The 16,661-nt window shown below is 36.2% G+C and carries 17 protein-coding genes and 2 riboswitches; of the genes, 5 read left to right on the top strand and 12 right to left on the bottom strand.

Annotation, left to right across the window (positions count from 1 at the left end; translation table 11 throughout):
• Positions 1-12 precede the first annotated feature (12 nt).
• From JFU18_RS21785 to JFU18_RS21760, 6 genes are all read right to left on the bottom strand, one after another.
• Complete coding sequence (locus JFU18_RS21785) at positions 13-501, bottom strand: hypothetical protein (protein ID WP_002015119.1); 489 nt, start codon at positions 499-501, stop codon at positions 13-15.
• Between the two features lie 108 nt (positions 502-609).
• Positions 610-987 carry a nucleoside 2-deoxyribosyltransferase gene (locus tag JFU18_RS21780; RefSeq protein ID WP_002034029.1) on the bottom strand — a complete coding sequence of 126 codons (378 nt, stop codon included), beginning with the start codon at positions 985-987 and terminating at the stop codon, positions 610-612.
• A gap of 97 nt (positions 988-1,084) precedes the next feature.
• Complete coding sequence (locus tag JFU18_RS21775) at positions 1,085-1,327, bottom strand: DUF3966 domain-containing protein (protein ID WP_085960924.1); 243 nt, start codon at positions 1,325-1,327, stop codon at positions 1,085-1,087.
• 244 nt (positions 1,328-1,571) lie between these two features.
• Entirely contained in the window at positions 1,572-2,630 is a 1,059-nt protein-coding gene (locus tag JFU18_RS21770) for an undecaprenyldiphospho-muramoylpentapeptide beta-N-acetylglucosaminyltransferase (protein WP_063218900.1), read from the bottom strand.
• 18 nt (positions 2,631-2,648) lie between these two features.
• Positions 2,649-6,047: a methionine synthase gene (gene metH, locus JFU18_RS21765; RefSeq protein ID WP_201034319.1), complete on the bottom strand. Its 3,399-nt coding sequence runs from the start codon at positions 6,045-6,047 to the stop codon at positions 2,649-2,651.
• A complete protein-coding gene (locus JFU18_RS21760; RefSeq protein ID WP_016100611.1) occupies positions 6,047-7,879 on the bottom strand; it encodes a bifunctional homocysteine S-methyltransferase/methylenetetrahydrofolate reductase in 1,833 nt (610 codons plus the stop codon). Before JFU18_RS21760 ends, metH begins: the two co-directional genes overlap by 1 nt.
• Before the next feature lie 70 nt (positions 7,880-7,949).
• Positions 7,950-8,059: riboswitch (SAM riboswitch) on the bottom strand.
• A 202-nt stretch (positions 8,060-8,261) separates the two neighbouring features.
• Positions 8,262-8,375: riboswitch (SAM riboswitch) on the top strand.
• An 89-nt stretch (positions 8,376-8,464) separates the two neighbouring features.
• On the opposite strand from JFU18_RS21760, the gene metI reads away from it, so the two are divergent.
• From metI to JFU18_RS21740, 4 genes are all read left to right on the top strand, one after another.
• Positions 8,465-9,577 carry a cystathionine gamma-synthase/O-acetylhomoserine thiolyase gene (gene metI, locus JFU18_RS21755; protein ID WP_002143142.1) on the top strand — a complete coding sequence of 371 codons (1,113 nt, stop codon included), beginning with the start codon at positions 8,465-8,467 and terminating at the stop codon, positions 9,575-9,577.
• The gene (metC, locus tag JFU18_RS21750) at positions 9,574-10,737 is read left to right on the top strand and encodes a cystathionine beta-lyase (RefSeq protein WP_201031787.1); all 1,164 of its coding nucleotides are present in this window, start codon (positions 9,574-9,576) and stop codon (positions 10,735-10,737) included. Before metI ends, metC begins: the two co-directional genes overlap by 4 nt.
• A 171-nt stretch (positions 10,738-10,908) precedes the next feature.
• A complete protein-coding gene (locus JFU18_RS21745; protein ID WP_137057952.1) occupies positions 10,909-11,421 on the top strand; it encodes a cysteine hydrolase family protein in 513 nt (170 codons plus the stop codon).
• 433 nt (positions 11,422-11,854) lie between these two features.
• Positions 11,855-12,145, top strand: a complete 291-nt coding sequence (locus tag JFU18_RS21740) for an ArsR/SmtB family transcription factor (protein WP_000894375.1) — start codon at positions 11,855-11,857, stop codon at positions 12,143-12,145.
• Positions 12,146-12,296: 151 nt separating this feature from the next.
• Here JFU18_RS21740 and JFU18_RS21735 read toward each other — a convergent pair whose 3' ends face one another.
• Both JFU18_RS21735 and JFU18_RS21730 read right to left on the bottom strand, forming a co-directional pair.
• Positions 12,297-13,409 (bottom strand): class I SAM-dependent methyltransferase, encoded by a 1,113-nt coding sequence (locus JFU18_RS21735; protein ID WP_201031788.1) that lies wholly within the window; start codon positions 13,407-13,409, stop codon positions 12,297-12,299.
• A gap of 9 nt (positions 13,410-13,418) precedes the next feature.
• Positions 13,419-14,048 (bottom strand): MBL fold metallo-hydrolase, encoded by a 630-nt coding sequence (locus JFU18_RS21730; protein ID WP_201034320.1) that lies wholly within the window; start codon positions 14,046-14,048, stop codon positions 13,419-13,421.
• 170 nt (positions 14,049-14,218) lie between these two features.
• On the opposite strand from JFU18_RS21730, the gene JFU18_RS21725 reads away from it, so the two are divergent.
• Positions 14,219-14,392, top strand: a complete 174-nt coding sequence (locus JFU18_RS21725; RefSeq protein ID WP_002015138.1) for a DUF2759 domain-containing protein — start codon at positions 14,219-14,221, stop codon at positions 14,390-14,392.
• A gap of 80 nt (positions 14,393-14,472) precedes the next feature.
• On the opposite strand, the gene glcK is transcribed toward JFU18_RS21725, so the two are convergent.
• From glcK to rpmG, 4 genes are all read right to left on the bottom strand, one after another.
• Positions 14,473-15,456, bottom strand: coding sequence for a glucokinase (gene glcK / locus JFU18_RS21720; protein ID WP_002088641.1), 984 nt, complete (start codon positions 15,454-15,456; stop codon positions 14,473-14,475).
• Positions 15,457-15,475: 19 nt separating this feature from the next.
• Positions 15,476-15,676, bottom strand: coding sequence for a YqgQ family protein (locus JFU18_RS21715; RefSeq protein WP_000253699.1), 201 nt, complete (start codon positions 15,674-15,676; stop codon positions 15,476-15,478).
• A 103-nt stretch (positions 15,677-15,779) separates the two neighbouring features.
• The gene (locus JFU18_RS21710; RefSeq protein ID WP_002034038.1) at positions 15,780-16,358 is read right to left on the bottom strand and encodes a 5-formyltetrahydrofolate cyclo-ligase; all 579 of its coding nucleotides are present in this window, start codon (positions 16,356-16,358) and stop codon (positions 15,780-15,782) included.
• Positions 16,359-16,462: 104 nt separating this feature from the next.
• Positions 16,463-16,612, bottom strand: a complete 150-nt coding sequence (gene rpmG / locus JFU18_RS21705) for a 50S ribosomal protein L33 (protein WP_001265616.1) — start codon at positions 16,610-16,612, stop codon at positions 16,463-16,465.
• Between the last annotated feature and the right edge of the window lie 49 nt (positions 16,613-16,661).

Raw genomic sequence — 16,661 nt, 5'->3', positions numbered from 1 at the left:
CGTTCTTTTTCATTATACGTTCATTTTCCCCTTCAGCTGTAATCCTGTAACAGATTCTAATACATCCATCGCTTCTTCAAACGTCATATCAAAAATTGTCTTCTCTTCTATATATGGAAACTGTCTAAAGCGCTTTTCTAACATTTTCACTGCATCCGATGTGAAGTTTGCGCTATCAATGCCAAATTCTGTTTCAAGAAGCACAATCCAATCTAACACATGAAAACCTAATCCATTTACGAATGAAATAAGTTTTTCTTCTGGCTGTGGAGATAAGAATACGTTTCGCTCCAGCTCACTGAAAAGTTCTTCTCCTAAAATTCCTGCTAACTCATCATCATGTTCGCGTTCAATAATCTCTTCATAACCGTAATCATCAACAAGCTCTTCTACTTCTTCACTATCCGCAAAAAGCAATTGACTAAGAATTGCATCTTTCTTAAATTCACTGTTTTGTACAACCTCTAAAAAACTTGTTTCCCATCCATTTTCTAATTTCATATTTATAACTCCTTTATATGCTTTACTTATAATAACTGTGCCCAAAATAGCCTAATGGTAACCTTCACTCTTTTTTTGCAAGAAATATTTCTCGCTGCATTCCCACGTCTAACATTCCACTTTATTCAATATATATGAGACAAGCCCCTCAATTTCTCCTTCGAAAATATCAACTTCTCGTAAATGGTAGAATGTCGTTTGCAACTCATTGCCCTTGTGATATATATAAATTTTCTTTTCTAAAGCAATTGCCATCCCTAATTCTGTATGACTTCCATTCCCACCCTCTAGTATGAGTAAGAAAACATCAGCTTCTCGTATCGCTTCTTGTTCTTCTTCACCAATCTTTTGCAATTGTTCTCTATTGGTTGCTCTTTCATTTTTCGTCCAATCATATGTATGCTGCCATCCCACTTCTTTCAACTGGCTTGATACGAAACGAACAAGATGTTTATTTTGAAATCCTGAAGCAATATAAAATTTCATTTATATTCACTCCTTAAATATGTATGGGGAAACTCCTTTTTTAGCGTTAATGGGATTTTTTCAAAAAAAATCCCCATCCTTAGAACTTATTTGCGTTTCAATGATGGGGTGCCTCATGATCTTCTTTTATTTTTTGTTTTTTATAACTTTCATCAGCTAACATTTCTAGTTCAGCTGTTATTTCTGATTTTTCAAGCTCTCGTTCTTGTGAAAATTTCCGTGAAATATAAACAATAACACTACCAACGTACAACACAAAGCATATAATAAGTGCAGTATTTTCATAGAGACTTAGCTCCAACACAGTCACTCCTAATCCATTCGTATTTTCACGCTTAATCAATTGGAATTTCCCTATTAACCATTTGTTACCCCGCTATTTGAGGGCAGTAAGACCCCCACCTCAAAATTCAGCGAAAACAAAGAAGTTAGGTGTGGGATTAACTGCCCGTAAAAGCCCGATTGGTGAGGGCTAATAATCAGTGGGGATGAACCCCCCACTGATTAAAGTTTCACTTTATTGTAACATAAAAATATCAATTCTTGGAATCTTTCATCCTACTAAAAAAGACATGATTGTTTAATCATGCCTCTGAAATATGTTGAATGATAGTTTTAATCGCTTCTTTTCCATTATATTTTTTTAATGCTATTTTATACGTCTCATTATTATGAGATAGCTCTTCTATATGCTTTATAAGTGAGTTCACCGTTACATCCTCTTCATATAATACCGATGCATACCCTTGTCTTTTAAAGGATTCAGCATTTAAAATTTGATCTCCACGGCTTGCAAATTTCGATAACGGAATTAAAACCATCGGCTTTTGCATTGTTAAAAATTCAAAAATCGCGTTGGATCCCGCACGTGAAATAACAAAATCTGTTGCTGCTAATATATCCGGCAACTCTTCATGTACATATTCAAATTGTCTATATCCTTCTTTATTTTGTAAGGATTCATCAAGATTTCCTTTTCCGCAAAGATGCACAATTTGATAATTTTTCAGAAGATTTGGAAGTGCCGATCGAACCGTTTCATTAATTTTCTTTGCGCCTAAACTTCCTCCCATAACAGTAATAACTGATTTCTTCCGGGAAAACCCTAGAAACTTTAAACCTTTTTCAAGATTTCCTCTTAGTACGTCTTCACGTACAGGCGATCCTGTATATATTACTTTTTCTTTCGGTAAATGTTTCGCTGCTTCTTCAAATGTAACAAATATTTTCGAGGCAAAACGGAGCGCAATTTTATTTGCTAGTCCAGGTGTCATATCAGATTCATGTAATAAAACTGGCACCCTATTTAGCCACCCTCCTATTACGACTGGTACGGATACGAAACCACCTTTTGAAAAAATAACATCCGGTTTTAGTTTACGAATTGTTACGTACGCATCCATAACACCCTTCATCACGAGAAAAGGATCTTTTATATTTTTCAAATCAAAATAACGACGTAGCTTCCCGCTTGCAATACTATGGTATGGGATTCCTTCTTTTTCTATAATCGTTTTCTCAATCCCTTGATGAGAACCAATATAAGAGATATCCCAGTTCTGCTTTTGTAAATGTGGAATAATTGCTAAATTAGGTGTTACATGCCCGGCCGAACCGCCACCTGTAAAGACTATTTTTTTCATACGTCTCCCCCTTCTACACTATAGTACACTAAAATACCTTGCCTCAGGGTGAGAAAATACCATAGCCGTTACAGACGCTTCTGGCTCCATCATAAATCCTTCTGTTAATGAAATACCTATTTCTTCTGGATGAATTAAGCGAAATAATTTTTCTTGATCAGCAAGTTCTGGGCATGCTGGATAACCAAATGATACGCGTATTCCTCTATATTTTGTACGGAATCTCTCTTCCATCGTCAGTTCAGGTGAATCTGGAATTCCCCAACGATCACGAATGAGCATATGTGTTTTTTCAGCAAGTCCTTCTGCTAATTCAAGTGCTAACGACTGAATCGCATGACTGCGTAAATAATCTCCCTTCGCCTTCCATTCCTCTGCAATATCTCGAACCCCTTCTCCAACGGTAACAGATAAGAAAGCGACATAATCCATCTCATCTCCAATCGGGCGTATATAATCTCCTAAAGTACGGTATGGTGCTTTCCCTTGTCTCGGAAATTCAAATCGCTCTATAATACGTGTGTGATCTTCCGGATCGTATATAATTATATTTTGTCCATCACTTTGCGCCGGGAAAAATTGATACACCGCTTTTGGGCGTAACCAAGATTGTCCTTCTTGTAATAATTCATCAATTAAATCATTTAGCTCATGTGCTCTTTTATCCCCTTCTTGCAAGAGTTTTTTTACGTTTCCTTTTAATCCAAGATGGTGTCCAATTAACATTTGTCTATTTAAAAACGGTGCAAGATGAAGGGCAGGAATATCCCGTAATACAACTCGTTTCGTCGAATCTGGCACTATAACAGTTGCTTTTGGCAACGGCTCAATAACTGCGGGAATTTCTATTTTTTTCTCCTCTTGTTTCACAATATGAAGATGGCGTTCCTTTTTATCTCGCTTCATCTTTTCACGTTCTTCTTCTTTTTGTAATTTGTTAATAATATCAAGACCTGTCATTGCATCACTTGCATAACATACGAGCCCTTTATAAGATGGAGAAATACGATTATCTGTAAATTTCCTCGTTAGTGCTGCACCACCTACAACAATTGGAATATCAATATTCGCTGCTTTTAAATCTTCAGCAGTCGTTACCATTTGTTGCGCTGATTTTACTAACAAACCCGAAAGGCCAATAATATCAGGTTTCTTTTTTTGTACTTCTTGAACAATTCGATCCGAACGAACATTAATTCCTAAATTAATAATTTCATATCCGTTATTTGATAAAATAATTTCAACAAGGTTTTTCCCAATATCATGTACGTCTCCTTTAACAGTCGCTAATAATACTTTCCCTTTTTTTGCACTCTCACTAGATTCCATATGTGGCTCTAAATAACTTACGGCAGCTTTCATACTTTCAGCACTTTGCAATACTTCAGCAACGATAAGCTCATTACCATTAAATAATCGCCCCACCTCATCCATTCCTGTCATAAGCGGCCCGTTAATAATATCCAGAGGTTTTCGTCCTTCTGTAAGCGCGAGACTTAGATCTTCTTGTAGTCCTTGCTTCGTACCTTCTACAATATAATTTGCCAGTCGTTCATCAAGTGTTAGCGTTTCTTGTATAACGACATCTTTCTTTTTGGCAACACGATAAAAGTTTGTAAATTTTTCTAACGTCTCTTTCGTCGTTTCAAATAATAATGCATCCGCAAGACGTTTTTCTTCCTCTGGAATTAACGCATAGCGTTCTAATTTTTCCGTATTAACAATCGCATAATCTAATCCTGCTTTCGTTGCATGATATAGAAAGACAGAGTTTAATACTTCACGTCCAGCTGGTGGTAAACCAAAAGATATATTACTCACACCTAGAATCGTTAAACATTCTGGTAACGCTTCTTTAATAAGACGAATTCCTTCTATAGTCGCTGCCGCTGAACCTATATATTCTTCATCACCTGTTCCTACAGGAAACACAAGCGCATCAAAAATAATATCAGATGGGCGTATACCATACTTTTTCGTTAGTAATTCATAGCTTCTTTTAGCAATCTCTATCTTTCTTTCTGCACTAACTGCCATACCATCTTCATCAATTGTCCCTACAACTATCGCAGCACCGTATTTCCGAAGAAGGGGTGTCACTTTTTCAAAACGTTCTTCTCCATCCTCTAAATTAATAGAATTGATAACACCTTTTCCTTGAATATAAGTAAGAGCTTTCGCCATAACATTTTCATCTGTTGAATCAATCATAATCGGTACTTTTAACACTTTCGTAACTTCTGCCAAGAATCTTTCCATATCTTCTATTTCATCACGATCAGGGTCTGCCATACAAATATCAATAATATGAGCATTTTTCTTCACTTGCGCTCTTGCCACTTCAGCAGCCTCTTCAAATTTCCCTTCTGCTACTAATCTTTTAAACTTACGCGATCCAATTACATTCGTCCTTTCTCCAACAAATAAAGGCCTCATAGAATCATCGTATTGCAACGCTTCTAGTCCACTAATTCCATGTCCAACCCTTTCATGATGCTCACGAGGATTAATCGAGGCAAGCGCCGATTTCATTACACGTATATGTTCTGGTGTTGTGCCACAACAACCACCAATAATATTAATCCATCCTTCTTCAGCAAAACGTTTTACTTTTTCAGCAAGTGACGCTGGAGATTCGTGATAATGCCCATCTTCATCAGGAAGACCAGCGTTTGGATAACACGAAATATAACACTCCGATAAATCAGATAGGGAACGTATATGTTCCCTCATAAATTCTGGACCAGTAGCACAGTTTAATCCAACCGATAATGGCTTCATATGCTCTACCGATAAATAAAAGGCTTCGATCGTTTGACCCGCTAAAGTCGTTCCCATCGGTTCAATTGTTCCAGAAATCATAATAGGTACTATTTTGTTTAGTTCTTCAAACGCCGATTGAATTCCAATGTACGCAGCTTTCACATTACGCATATCTTGACTCGTTTCAACGAGTAATACATCAACTTCTCCTCTTAATAGTCCTCTCGCTTGCCTTGTATAGGCTTCAATTAACTCTTCAAAAGTCACACCACCTGTAACACTAATCGCTTTCGTCGTTGGTCCCATCGCTCCCGCAACATACACTTCTTTCCCACTTTCTTTAACCGCTTGCTTCGCCAAAAGCGCTGCCCTTTCGTTTAACTCTTCATCTAAATGAGACAATGCATAATCACTTAATACAATATTTGTTGCACCAAACGTATTCGTTTCAATAATATCTGCTCCAGCTTCAATGTAGACTTTATGAATATTTAAAATAACATCCGGTCTTGTTTTTACTAAATATTCATTACAACCTTCGTATTCTTCTCCTCCAAAATCTTCCGCTGTTAAGTCTTCTTGCTGGATCATCGTTCCCATTGCACCATCTAATATTAAAATTTCATGTTGTAATCTCTCTTCTATTCGTTTCATCAATTAATACCTTCTTTCACTTCTTGCTTTTCTCTCACATATTTCACGAGATGTTCTGTAATTTCATATTTTAAAAACGGTGTAATAAGATAAATACCGTTAAAGTATTTCATCGCCGCATCGATCAACTCTTGTGAAATACGAATCCCTTCCTCTATAGCTGCCTCTTTCGTTTCATGTCCATCCATTCTTTGTCTTATCTCTTCAGGGAGAGTAATACCCGGCACTTCAAAATGAAGAAAATCTGCGTTCCGCTTACTTACTAACGGCATAATTCCAATAAAGATAGGTTGTTCCAAATGCTTTGTCGCTTCATATACTTCTTCTATTAAAGCAACATCATATATCGGCTGCGTTAAGAAATATTCAGCACCAGCATCAATTTTTCGTTCCATTCGCTTGACCGCTGCTTTTAAATGCCTTACATGAGGATTGAATGCACCTCCAACAGAAAATCTTGTTGCCGGACCAATTGATTTCCCTAAAATAGAGCGTCCGTCGTTCATCTCTTTAATCATTTTAATGAGCTCTATCGATGACAAATCATATACAGAAGTTGCACCTGGGAAATCACCAACGCGCGCTGGATCACCAGTTAAAGCTAGCACTTCCTCCATACCTAATGCTGATAATCCAAGTAAGTGAGACTGTAGTCCAATGACGTTATGGTCTCTACACGTTAAATGCGTCAATACTGGAATATCATGCTTCGTTAATAATGCACCCATAGCCATATTCGAAACACGAGGAGATGCTAATGAATTATCTGCTAGAGTAATAGCATCCGCTCCAGCCCTTTTCAGTGCTCTTGCCCCTTCAAAAAAACGCTGCGTGTCTAACGTTTTCGGTGGATCTAATTCCACTACAACTGTCGTTTGTTTCTTTGCCTTTTCTGCTAGAGTAACATGAGCTCTCGAACGCTTCTCATGTGTATGGACCACTTTAGGCCTTTGAATCGTCTCCTTTGCTATTACAGGTGCAACATTTAGAGTAGCACGTTTCATTCCTTCAATATGTTCCGGGGTAGTACCACAACAACCACCTAATAAACGAATACCTTGTTCAATAAATTTCGGTGTCATTTCTTCAAAATACGCTGGACTTCCCTCATATACGTAACGCCCTTCCACATAATTCGGGAGACCTGCATTCGGATATGCTGATAAATAGCCATTTTGAGGAATCGATATCATTTTGAAAGCTTCCGTCATGTGAAGCGGGCCTAGTTGACAGTTCAACCCAACAACATTGGCACCGTAATCTAAAAGCTGTTTTAATATTTCATTGACATCATTCCCATTTTGAGTCGTACCTGCCTCATGTAACGCTAACTGAGCAACAATCGGAATATTCGTTTGTTTACGCAATACTTTAACCGCATGCAATAATTCAAATTCATCATAAAAAGTTTCTAATAGTAATCCATCAACCTGTTCTTCTAGTAAAGCACCTGCCTGCTCAAGTAACATAAATTCTCGCTCTATATCAGTCGTTGTAACAGCACCAATATGTTTCATACCTCCAATTGTCCCTAAAATTGCATTCCGATCTGTTACTGATGCTTTCGCAATATTCACTGCCGCTTTATTAATTTGGACAACTTGATTTTCTAGACCATACATGCGGAGTTTCGCTTCATTCGCACCATACGTATTCGTTTGAATAACATCTGCTCCAGCAGCTACATATTGTTTATGGATCGATATAATTAAGTCCGGATCAGACAAATTCAATTCTTCAAAACTACTTTGTAAACCATGCGAATGTAATAACGTTCCAACCGCACCATCACCTATTACAATTCCTTTTGATAATAAATCTAGTAATTTCACGAATCTCCCTCATTTCTATCAATATAAAAACCCCCTCTTCACTTTGAAGAGGGGGACATAATTGTTCCTCCTCTTATTATGCAAAACACACGTTTTGCAGGTTTTAGCACCGTTTCAAACATTTAGTTTGAAGGTTGCCGGGTTTCACAGGGCCTTTCCCTCCACCGCTCTCAATAAGAGTTTGTCTTTATTATTTTATTTATGTAGCTAAAAGGAAATACGTTCCCCTTTTAACAATGTTTGTTAATTTTTTATAAATTTAGCACGCACTAAAATAAAAGTCAATGACACTTGCGGAAAAATAAAAATTATTTAAAATAAAGTTGCAATTCAAATATCTTTTGTTGTAAAGTTAAAACCATAATAAAATTTCATACGCACATTCTTATCTAGAGAGGTAGAGGGACTGGCCCTTTGACGCCTCAGCAACCATTAACATTCATTCGTTAATAAGGTGCTAATTCCAGCAAATTGTGAAAGATTTGACAGATGAGAAGAAGACTCTATTCAATCCGAAAGCCTTCTTCTTAGAAGGCTTTTTTTATTTTCACTTAGTCGTTCACTTTAAAAAGGGGGAATTTTTACATGTCAACAATCGAAACAAAACTAGCACAAATCGGGAACCGTAGCGAAGCTACAACAGGAACGGTTAATCCACCTGTTTATTTCTCAACTGCTTATCGTCACGAAGGAATTGGTAAATCTACTGGATTTGACTATTCAAGAACTGGAAATCCGACTCGCGGCCTTTTAGAACAGGCAATTGCAGACTTAGAAAGCGGTGAGCAAGGGTATGCCTGTAGTTCAGGAATGGCGGCTGTTCTCCTTGTCCTTTCACTATTCCGTTCCGGAGATGAGCTTATCGTATCTGAAGACTTATACGGGGGAACATATCGTCTATTTTCCGAACATGAAGACAAGTGGAATATTCGATGTAGATACGTAGATACACAATCTATTAAACAAATTGAGCAAGCAATCACATCTCAAACGAAGGCTATTTTCATAGAAACACCGACTAATCCATTAATGCAAGTAACTGATATCGTAAGTGTAGCAAGTGTAGCGAAAAGGCACGGACTACTTCTTATTGTAGATAACACGTTCTATACACCTTATATACAGCAACCATTAACAGAAGGTGCAAACATCGTCCTTCATAGCGCAACTAAATATTTAGGCGGTCATAACGATGTACTAAGCGGACTTGTCGTTGCGAAAGGGAAATCTCTTTGCGAGGAGCTTGCTCATTATCATAATGCCTCTGGTGCTGTCTTAAGCCCGTTTGATTCATGGCTATTAATTCGAGGCATGAAGACTTTAGCACTTCGCATGAAACAGCATGAAGAAAACGCTCATGCAATTGTTGCTTATTTAAATGATGAAGATGGTGTGACAGATGTATTTTATCCAGGAAGAGGTGGTATGATTTCATTTCGCCTTCAAGATGAAACTTGGATTAATCCTTTCTTACAATCTTTATCCTTAATTACATTTGCTGAAAGTCTTGGCGGTGTCGAAAGTTTAATGACTTATCCAGCAACGCAAACTCATGCCGATATTCCAGAAGATGTTCGAACAGCACGTGGTGTGTGTAATCGTCTTCTCCGTTTTTCAGTCGGCATCGAAAATAGCAACGACTTAATTCAAGACTTAAAGCAAGCAATTAAACTTGTAAAAGAAGGTGTAAGAATATGAGTTATTCCATAGATACGCTTTTACTGCATAATCAATACAAGCATGACTCACACACAGGAGCTGTTAACGTTCCCATCTATAACACATCAACATTCCATCAGTTTGATGTAGATGCTTTCGGAAAGTATGACTATAGTAGATCTGGAAATCCAACACGTGAAGCTCTTGAAGATATCATTGCTTTATTAGAAGGCGGGACAAAAGGATTTGCCTTTGCATCAGGCATTGCAGCCATTTCTACTGCATTTCTCCTTCTTTCACAAGGTGACCATGTTCTTATTTCAGAAGATGTATATGGAGGTACTTATCGAATTGTTACTGAAGTTCTCTCCCGTTATGGTGTTTCACATACATTTGTTGATATGACCAATGTGGAAGAAGTAAAAGAAAACATTAAACCAAATACGAAGCTCTTTTATGTAGAAACACCTTCTAACCCACTTTTAAAAGTGACAGATATTCGTGCTGTTTCTAATCTTGCAAAATCTATTGGTGCTCTTACATTTGTTGATAATACATTTTTGACACCACTATTCCAGAAGCCACTTGACCTTGGCGCCGATGTCGTTCTTCATAGTGCCACAAAATTCATTGCCGGTCATAGTGATGTTACTGCCGGATTAGCAGTTGTAAAAGATGCCGAACTCGCTCAAAAACTTGGATTTTTACAAAATGCATTCGGCGCTATTTTAGGACCGCAAGATTGTTCTCTCGTGCTTCGCGGCATTAAAACATTGCATGTACGTCTCGAACATTCAGCTGCAGGTGCCAACAAAATCGCACATTTTTTACAAGAGCACTCTAAAGTTCAAAATGTCTATTACCCTGGATTACAATCACATCTTGGCTATAGTATTCAACAAACTCAAGCAACATCAGCTGGGGCTGTTTTATCTTTCACCTTACAATCCGAAGATGCACTGCGCCAATTTTTATCAAAAGTTAAACTACCCGTTTTTGCGGTTAGTCTAGGAGCTGTTGAATCTATTCTTTCATATCCAGCAAAAATGTCACATGCAGCTTTATCACAGGAAGCACGTGATGAAAGAGGGATTTCCAATTCATTACTCCGTTTATCGGTTGGTCTTGAAAATGTTAACGATTTAATATCCGATTTCGAAAATGCTCTATCTTATGTAGAAGAACCTATTAATGCATAGAGAGAAAAGAAGATATGAAATTAAGTTTTTATATCTTCTTTTTATGCTGTCTAGCATATTCATTTTAATGTTTCTCTTTCTGTTATAGTCCATAAAAAAATAAAAATGCATTATCTATTTCCAAGTAATGGACTAATTGATATATTAAGAAATAAAAAAGGGGTAAAAATAATGGATACTTGTGCAGATATTTTAATCGTTATCGATTTGCAAAATGGGGTATGTTATAGCGAAGAGCATTTATTCGATTTACAAAATTTACTTACAAAAGTAAATAAAAGAATTTCTTCATACAGAAAATCAAATAAACCAATCATTTTTGTTCAACATTGTGATGATGATTTGGTACCCGAAAAAGAACTTTGGGCTATTCATACCGATCTAGATGTTCAAGAACAAGATTTTTTTGTAAGAAAAACACATGCAAATTCATTTTATAAAACGAACTTAAAAGAGATTTTAGACCAATTATCTGTACATCGTATTGAATTTTGTGGTGCCCAAACAGAGTACTGTATGGATGCTACGATTAAATTTGCCCATGGACTAGGATACGAAAACTTCATGGTACAGAAAACAACCTCTACGTTAAATAATCCATTTATGTCCGCAAAAGAGACAATTAATTTTTATGAGAATATATGGAATCACAGATTTTTAAAATTGATACAAGATGAACTCTAGAATAAATGACTAATGACTTGATTATTCTAAGATGTATCAGTTACATCCAAACATTTCATTATCATCATAAAGAAGCTGATCATAATCAGCTTCTTTTCTTTTAACCTGTTATATATTCTATATATAACATTATAATTCCTTTGTCATATTATTTTAAAAATTTTGTATATTCATTTGAAAGAATAAGAAAATCATGATAAAATTGTGTTACGAATATATCTATATCTTTCAATTTTTGAAACGCATCAAAATTTTCACTCAAAAATGTCATTTTACAAAACTGTGCAAATTTATCTATTTTATTTACATCAGGGTCTCTTTTCTTACAATTTCTTTACTTTAGGACTTTTTTTCTGCAACAACTGTTTTCTTTTCTTTGATTTTTTGGTATGTATAGTATGGTATAACAGCTCACACGGAGGTGGAAAAGAACATGTTAGAAACCTTTCAAAAAGAAATAGAACTATATGAAAGCAATGCAGAATTATTGAAAGTGCTTGCTCATCCTGTTCGCTTATGTATTGTAAAGGGATTAATTGAACGTGGCCCAAGCAACGTTTCTACAATGTACACAGGCTTAAACATGCCACAATCTACAATTTCACAGCATTTAGCAAAGTTAAAAAGTGCTAAAATCGTTTCTAGTGAAAGAAAAGGATTGGAAATTTACTACAAAGTAGAAAACGAAACAATCATTCAACTCGTTCGCGTATTATTAGGTTAGGGACCTATAGACAGAGAAAAAGAGTGTATTCTATATTTTTCATCTCATATCTTTAATATAAATATATATCATGAGAGAAAATATATAATGCTACATAATTAAAAGTCGTATTAAAAAACAAGACACAGAAAATACTGTGTCTTGTTTTTTTTCATATTGTTAAATATTGATTCAAAAGTAAATTCTTCATATCTTTTGTGTGTATAACAACATCGAAAGCATTACCTAATCCTCCGTTCAAAATCATAGAGCGAATAGCTCTATTTAGTTTTTGAGTTTCAGAAAAAGGGTTGGTATCTTGATGGCTAGCAAGCTGATCTAATATTCCTGCTGCTAACAAAAACTCTGATTGCTTCCTATGCCATATCGTATTAATTCCTTGTAGCTCAAAATTCATCTTCAACTCATCCCAATGAACATGCGTAGTAAGGTCCATTTCTCCTGGATATGCAAGAGGATTACGAATTAGCTTGTGCTTATAATATCCTCTTAAACTTCCTTCACGATGTGCAGGATGCATCCATTCTTCTTTTGTATATCCATAATCAACTATAATACATATACCTTTCTGAAACCATTTCGCAATCTCTTCTATATACTCTTCCATTGCAATAGGCACTTCAAAGCGCTGTCCCTCAGCAATATGAATGTTATATTTCAATAAGTAACGACCGACTCTTTTCTCTATCGGTCTAAATACTTCTGTAAGGTTTCCCTCATCTGTATACGTGATACGTACTTCATACAAAATTCCATTTCTTTTCTCAACTATCTCAACAGGAAACGCATCAAATAATTCATTCGAAAAAATAATTCCTTCGAAAGACTCTCCCATTTCAATATAAGATGTATAATACGACACATTATCAAATAAGCAAAGCCTCTCCTGTTGTAGCCTTCTATGAAAAGGGCTCACTTCAATAATTGAATAGTTTAAATTGATAAAGGTTTCCGGAGATAATTGTTTCCATTCTTGTAAAACATCATAGGCAAACTTTCCTGTTCCCCCACCAATCTCACAAATATTTGGAAAAACTTCTCCCTTTTCAACAAGCCGAATAAAAAACTTAGCAAAAGTCTTCGCAAATACAGAAGATACATTGCTACTCGTAAAAAAATCTCCCTGTCTTCCAATTTTTTCACGTTCTCTCATATAATACCCATGTTCCTCTGCATATAATACGAGGTTCATATACGTACTATATGAAATCGAATGATCCTTTTCTTTTTCCATCCATTGTCTTAAAATGAGCTCCATCCCCATAATGACTCCTTATTGTAAAAATGGATTATTTTCTTTTTCAAATCCAATACTTGTTTCTGGACCGTGTCCACATAGCACTGCTGTTTCATCTGGTAATACAAATAGCTTCTCTTCAATACTTCCAATTAATTCAGCAAAACTTCCACCAGGTAAATCCGTTCTTCCAATACTCATTTGGAACAATACATCTCCAGAAAATACAGCATTCGCTTCTTTACTGTAATAAGAAATACTTCCTGGAGAATGTCCTGGTGTCTCAAAAATTTCAAAACTAAAAGAACCGATCGTTAATGTACCCTCTCCGTCAATAATATGATCTGCTGGTTTTGCTGTAATACTGCGGTTCATCATAAAAATTTGCGAGCCATTCACAGTTACATCTCCTAACCAATCCGCTTCTTCTTTATGTACGTATACAGGAATATGAAAAGCGTCTCTCACGGCATCAACAGCACCAATATGATCAAAGTGAGCATGTGTTAATAAAACCGCAAGTGGCTTTAACTGCGCTTCCTGTAAATATGTAACAAGTTTCTCTCCTTCATGACCAGGATCAAAAATAATACACTCATTTTGATCATTCGTTAAAATATAAGCATTTGTTTGTAATGGGCCTAAAGGCATTTGTATCCATTTCATATGAAAATCTCCTCCAGTTATTTAATTTACTTTTAATGATACAACATTTCTTTCTCTTAGGAAAAGAAGGCGTGTCATCTCGACAATCATTTTTAAAACATGTACAATATAAAAGAGTAAATATTCTAAAAACTCATTCTAAGGAATGAGTAGACAGAGGAGGATATTGTATGGGCCTTGTTATTATTTTTACGCTAGTCACTCTGTTAGCTGTATTTGCTACGCTTAGAACACTTCGCGAAAAAAACTTATTCGCGGGCGGCTTCGCTATTGCAACCGTACTTGTTTTCGGATGGTTTACAATCATGACTGTTCTATATAATGGGTACCCACCAACAGCTTAATCCATTTACATTTTTATTCTCCAACAAGATCTTGCATAAAAAGAGGAAGGGGGCCCCTTCCTCTTTTCATTATTCACAACTTATATCATCTTCGCCTCGTATTTGTGCTTTTTTACAAGCCACGCTCCTCCAATTACACCTGCATCATTACCAAGTATTGCAATTGCTAACTTCGTACTCTTTACAGCACGAGAGAAAGCATATTGCTCGAAATAACGTTGAATTGGCTCTAATAGTGAATCTCCAGCTTTAGATACGCCACCACCAATTACGATTTTCTCTGGGTTCAACGTACTAGCAAGGTTCGCTACAGCTAATCCTAAATAAGAAGCTACTTTTTCCACTACTTCACCTGCTAGTTCGTCACCTTGTCCAAGCGCTTCAAACACATCTTTTGATGTAATAAGCCCTTCTTCTGCTAACATAGAACGTAAAACACTTTCTTTATCTGTCTCTTGTATTTGTTGCATAGCAACACGCACAATACCTGTTGCAGAGGCTACCGTTTCTAAACAACCCGACTTCCCGCAATTACATGGAAAAGCGTTCTCTGTAACAACTGTAATATGTCCAATCTCACCAGCAGCACCGCTTATACCATGTACAATCTCACCATTGGCGATAACACCACCACCAACACCAGTGCCAAGTGTCATACAAATTAAATCTTTTGCTCCTTCACCAGCACCTTTCCACATTTCACCAAGCGCCGCTAAGTTTGCATCATTATCAATAACAACAGGTAATCCCGTTTCTACTTCTAGTAAATCTTTTAACGGATAGTTTTTCCATCCTAAATTAACCGCTTCATAAATCATTCCAGATGCCACATGTACAGGACCAGGAGCTCCCATACCAATACCAATTAGCTTACTTTTTAATTCACCTAATTCTTCTAACTTTTTATCAATAGCTTTCGCTACATCAAGTGTAATATGTTTTCCTTGTTCATTTGTATTCGTAGGTATTTCCCACTTATGTAAAATTTCACCATACACATTAATAAATGCTAATTTAATCGTTGTACCACCAAGGTCAACACCAACTAACCATTTCTCTTCCATGTTACGTACCTACCTTTATCTAATTCTTATTTAGCTCTTTTTGAATTTCTTGCTTCAATAAAAATAAAGCTGTTTGATAGTCTTGTGGGTCGATTAGCTGTGATTGATTTAATTCACGCAATTCATCTTGCATTAATTGTAAATCTGCAATTCGATCACCCGTATAAATAATCGTACCAAATTTCTTTAGCAATTGCTGAATATCATAAATAGATACCATTTCATCACCCTCTATGCTCACTTACTATAAAAAATTATAATAAGAAAACGTTCACATATTTTATTATAATCACGAAGAAAAAGTCTCGTCAATTTTTATTTGTCTATACAAGCCCATTTTTAACCATTGTTCCTTTTTCTGTAATAATTTTTTCTACATTTTTATCAAATGGCTCTACTGGAATATGTTCTACCATTTGAAAACTATAAGCTAATGATAGCGCTTTCCCTTTATAATGCACGAGATAACGATCATAATAGCCACCGCCATATCCAATCCGTTCTCCTCGCTCTGTATAAGCTACGCCTGGCACGATTTGAAGATCAATTTCATCTGCATTCACTTCTTCCGTAAGCGCTGGAATTGGTTCACGTAAATTCATATACACTGTTTCTAATTGATCAAAATTACTAATTTTCCGGAAAGACATCGTTCGTGTTCCTTTATTACACTTCGGAACAACAACTTTCTTTCCTTCTTCCCAAGCCTTTTCGATAATAGGATATGTATTCACTTCATTTTCCATTGAGAGGGTGATTCCAATTGTTTTAGCTTCAACCCACTCTTTTTGCGCATACAACGAAGCTGCAATTTGCTCTGATAAAGTTGTATACCGTTCTTCTGATAAAGAATTCATGTGTTCTATTATTTGTTTACGTAAACGTAGTTTCTCTTCTCTCACACATTTTCCCCCTCACAGTGACACTTTGCTCTACGATGATAGTGTATCACTTTTAACAGAGGAACCGAATAAAAAAAGAAACAGTAGGAAAATATTCCTACTGCTTACTTTGTTTCACGGTGTAACGTAGACTTCTTGTCACGCTTGCAATACTTTTTAAGCTCGATACGCTCAGCGTTGTTACGTTTGTTTTTCTTTGAGATATAGTTACGATCTCCGCATTCTGTACATGCTAGAGTAATATTCACACGCATTCTTATTTCCCTCCAGTACTAATAACTTAAATCAGACTATACTATAATA

It is taken from the genome of Bacillus sp. TH22, assembly GCF_016651015.1.
Classification (GTDB): domain Bacteria; phylum Bacillota; class Bacilli; order Bacillales; family Bacillaceae_G; genus Bacillus_A; species Bacillus_A mycoides.
This window is presented reverse-complemented; position numbering and strand designations above follow the sequence as displayed.

What these genes read in the sequence shown, in the direction of transcription:
- JFU18_RS21725 (WP_002015138.1), top strand. Translation starts at nt 14,219, where the DNA reads ATGGGCCTTGTTATTATTTTTACGCTAGTCACTCTGTTAGCTGTATTT.
- JFU18_RS21715 (WP_000253699.1), bottom strand. Translation starts at nt 15,676, where the DNA reads ATGGTATCTATTTATGATATTCAGCAATTGCTAAAGAAATTTGGTACG.
- JFU18_RS21780 (WP_002034029.1), bottom strand. Translation starts at nt 987, where the DNA reads ATGAAATTTTATATTGCTTCAGGATTTCAAAATAAACATCTTGTTCGT.
- rpmG (WP_001265616.1), bottom strand. Translation starts at nt 16,612, where the DNA reads ATGCGTGTGAATATTACTCTAGCATGTACAGAATGCGGAGATCGTAAC.
- metH (WP_201034319.1), bottom strand. Translation starts at nt 6,047, where the DNA reads ATGAAACGAATAGAAGAGAGATTACAACATGAAATTTTAATATTAGAT.
- metI (WP_002143142.1), top strand. Translation starts at nt 8,465, where the DNA reads ATGTCAACAATCGAAACAAAACTAGCACAAATCGGGAACCGTAGCGAA.
- JFU18_RS21735 (WP_201031788.1), bottom strand. Translation starts at nt 13,409, where the DNA reads ATGGGGATGGAGCTCATTTTAAGACAATGGATGGAAAAAGAAAAGGAT.
- JFU18_RS21745 (WP_137057952.1), top strand. Translation starts at nt 10,909, where the DNA reads ATGGATACTTGTGCAGATATTTTAATCGTTATCGATTTGCAAAATGGG.
- JFU18_RS21770 (WP_063218900.1), bottom strand. Translation starts at nt 2,630, where the DNA reads ATGAAAAAAATAGTCTTTACAGGTGGCGGTTCGGCCGGGCATGTAACA.
- JFU18_RS21730 (WP_201034320.1), bottom strand. Translation starts at nt 14,048, where the DNA reads ATGAAATGGATACAAATGCCTTTAGGCCCATTACAAACAAATGCTTAT.
- metC (WP_201031787.1), top strand. Translation starts at nt 9,574, where the DNA reads ATGAGTTATTCCATAGATACGCTTTTACTGCATAATCAATACAAGCAT.
- JFU18_RS21785 (WP_002015119.1), bottom strand. Translation starts at nt 501, where the DNA reads ATGAAATTAGAAAATGGATGGGAAACAAGTTTTTTAGAGGTTGTACAA.
- glcK (WP_002088641.1), bottom strand. Translation starts at nt 15,456, where the DNA reads ATGGAAGAGAAATGGTTAGTTGGTGTTGACCTTGGTGGTACAACGATT.
- JFU18_RS21740 (WP_000894375.1), top strand. Translation starts at nt 11,855, where the DNA reads ATGTTAGAAACCTTTCAAAAAGAAATAGAACTATATGAAAGCAATGCA.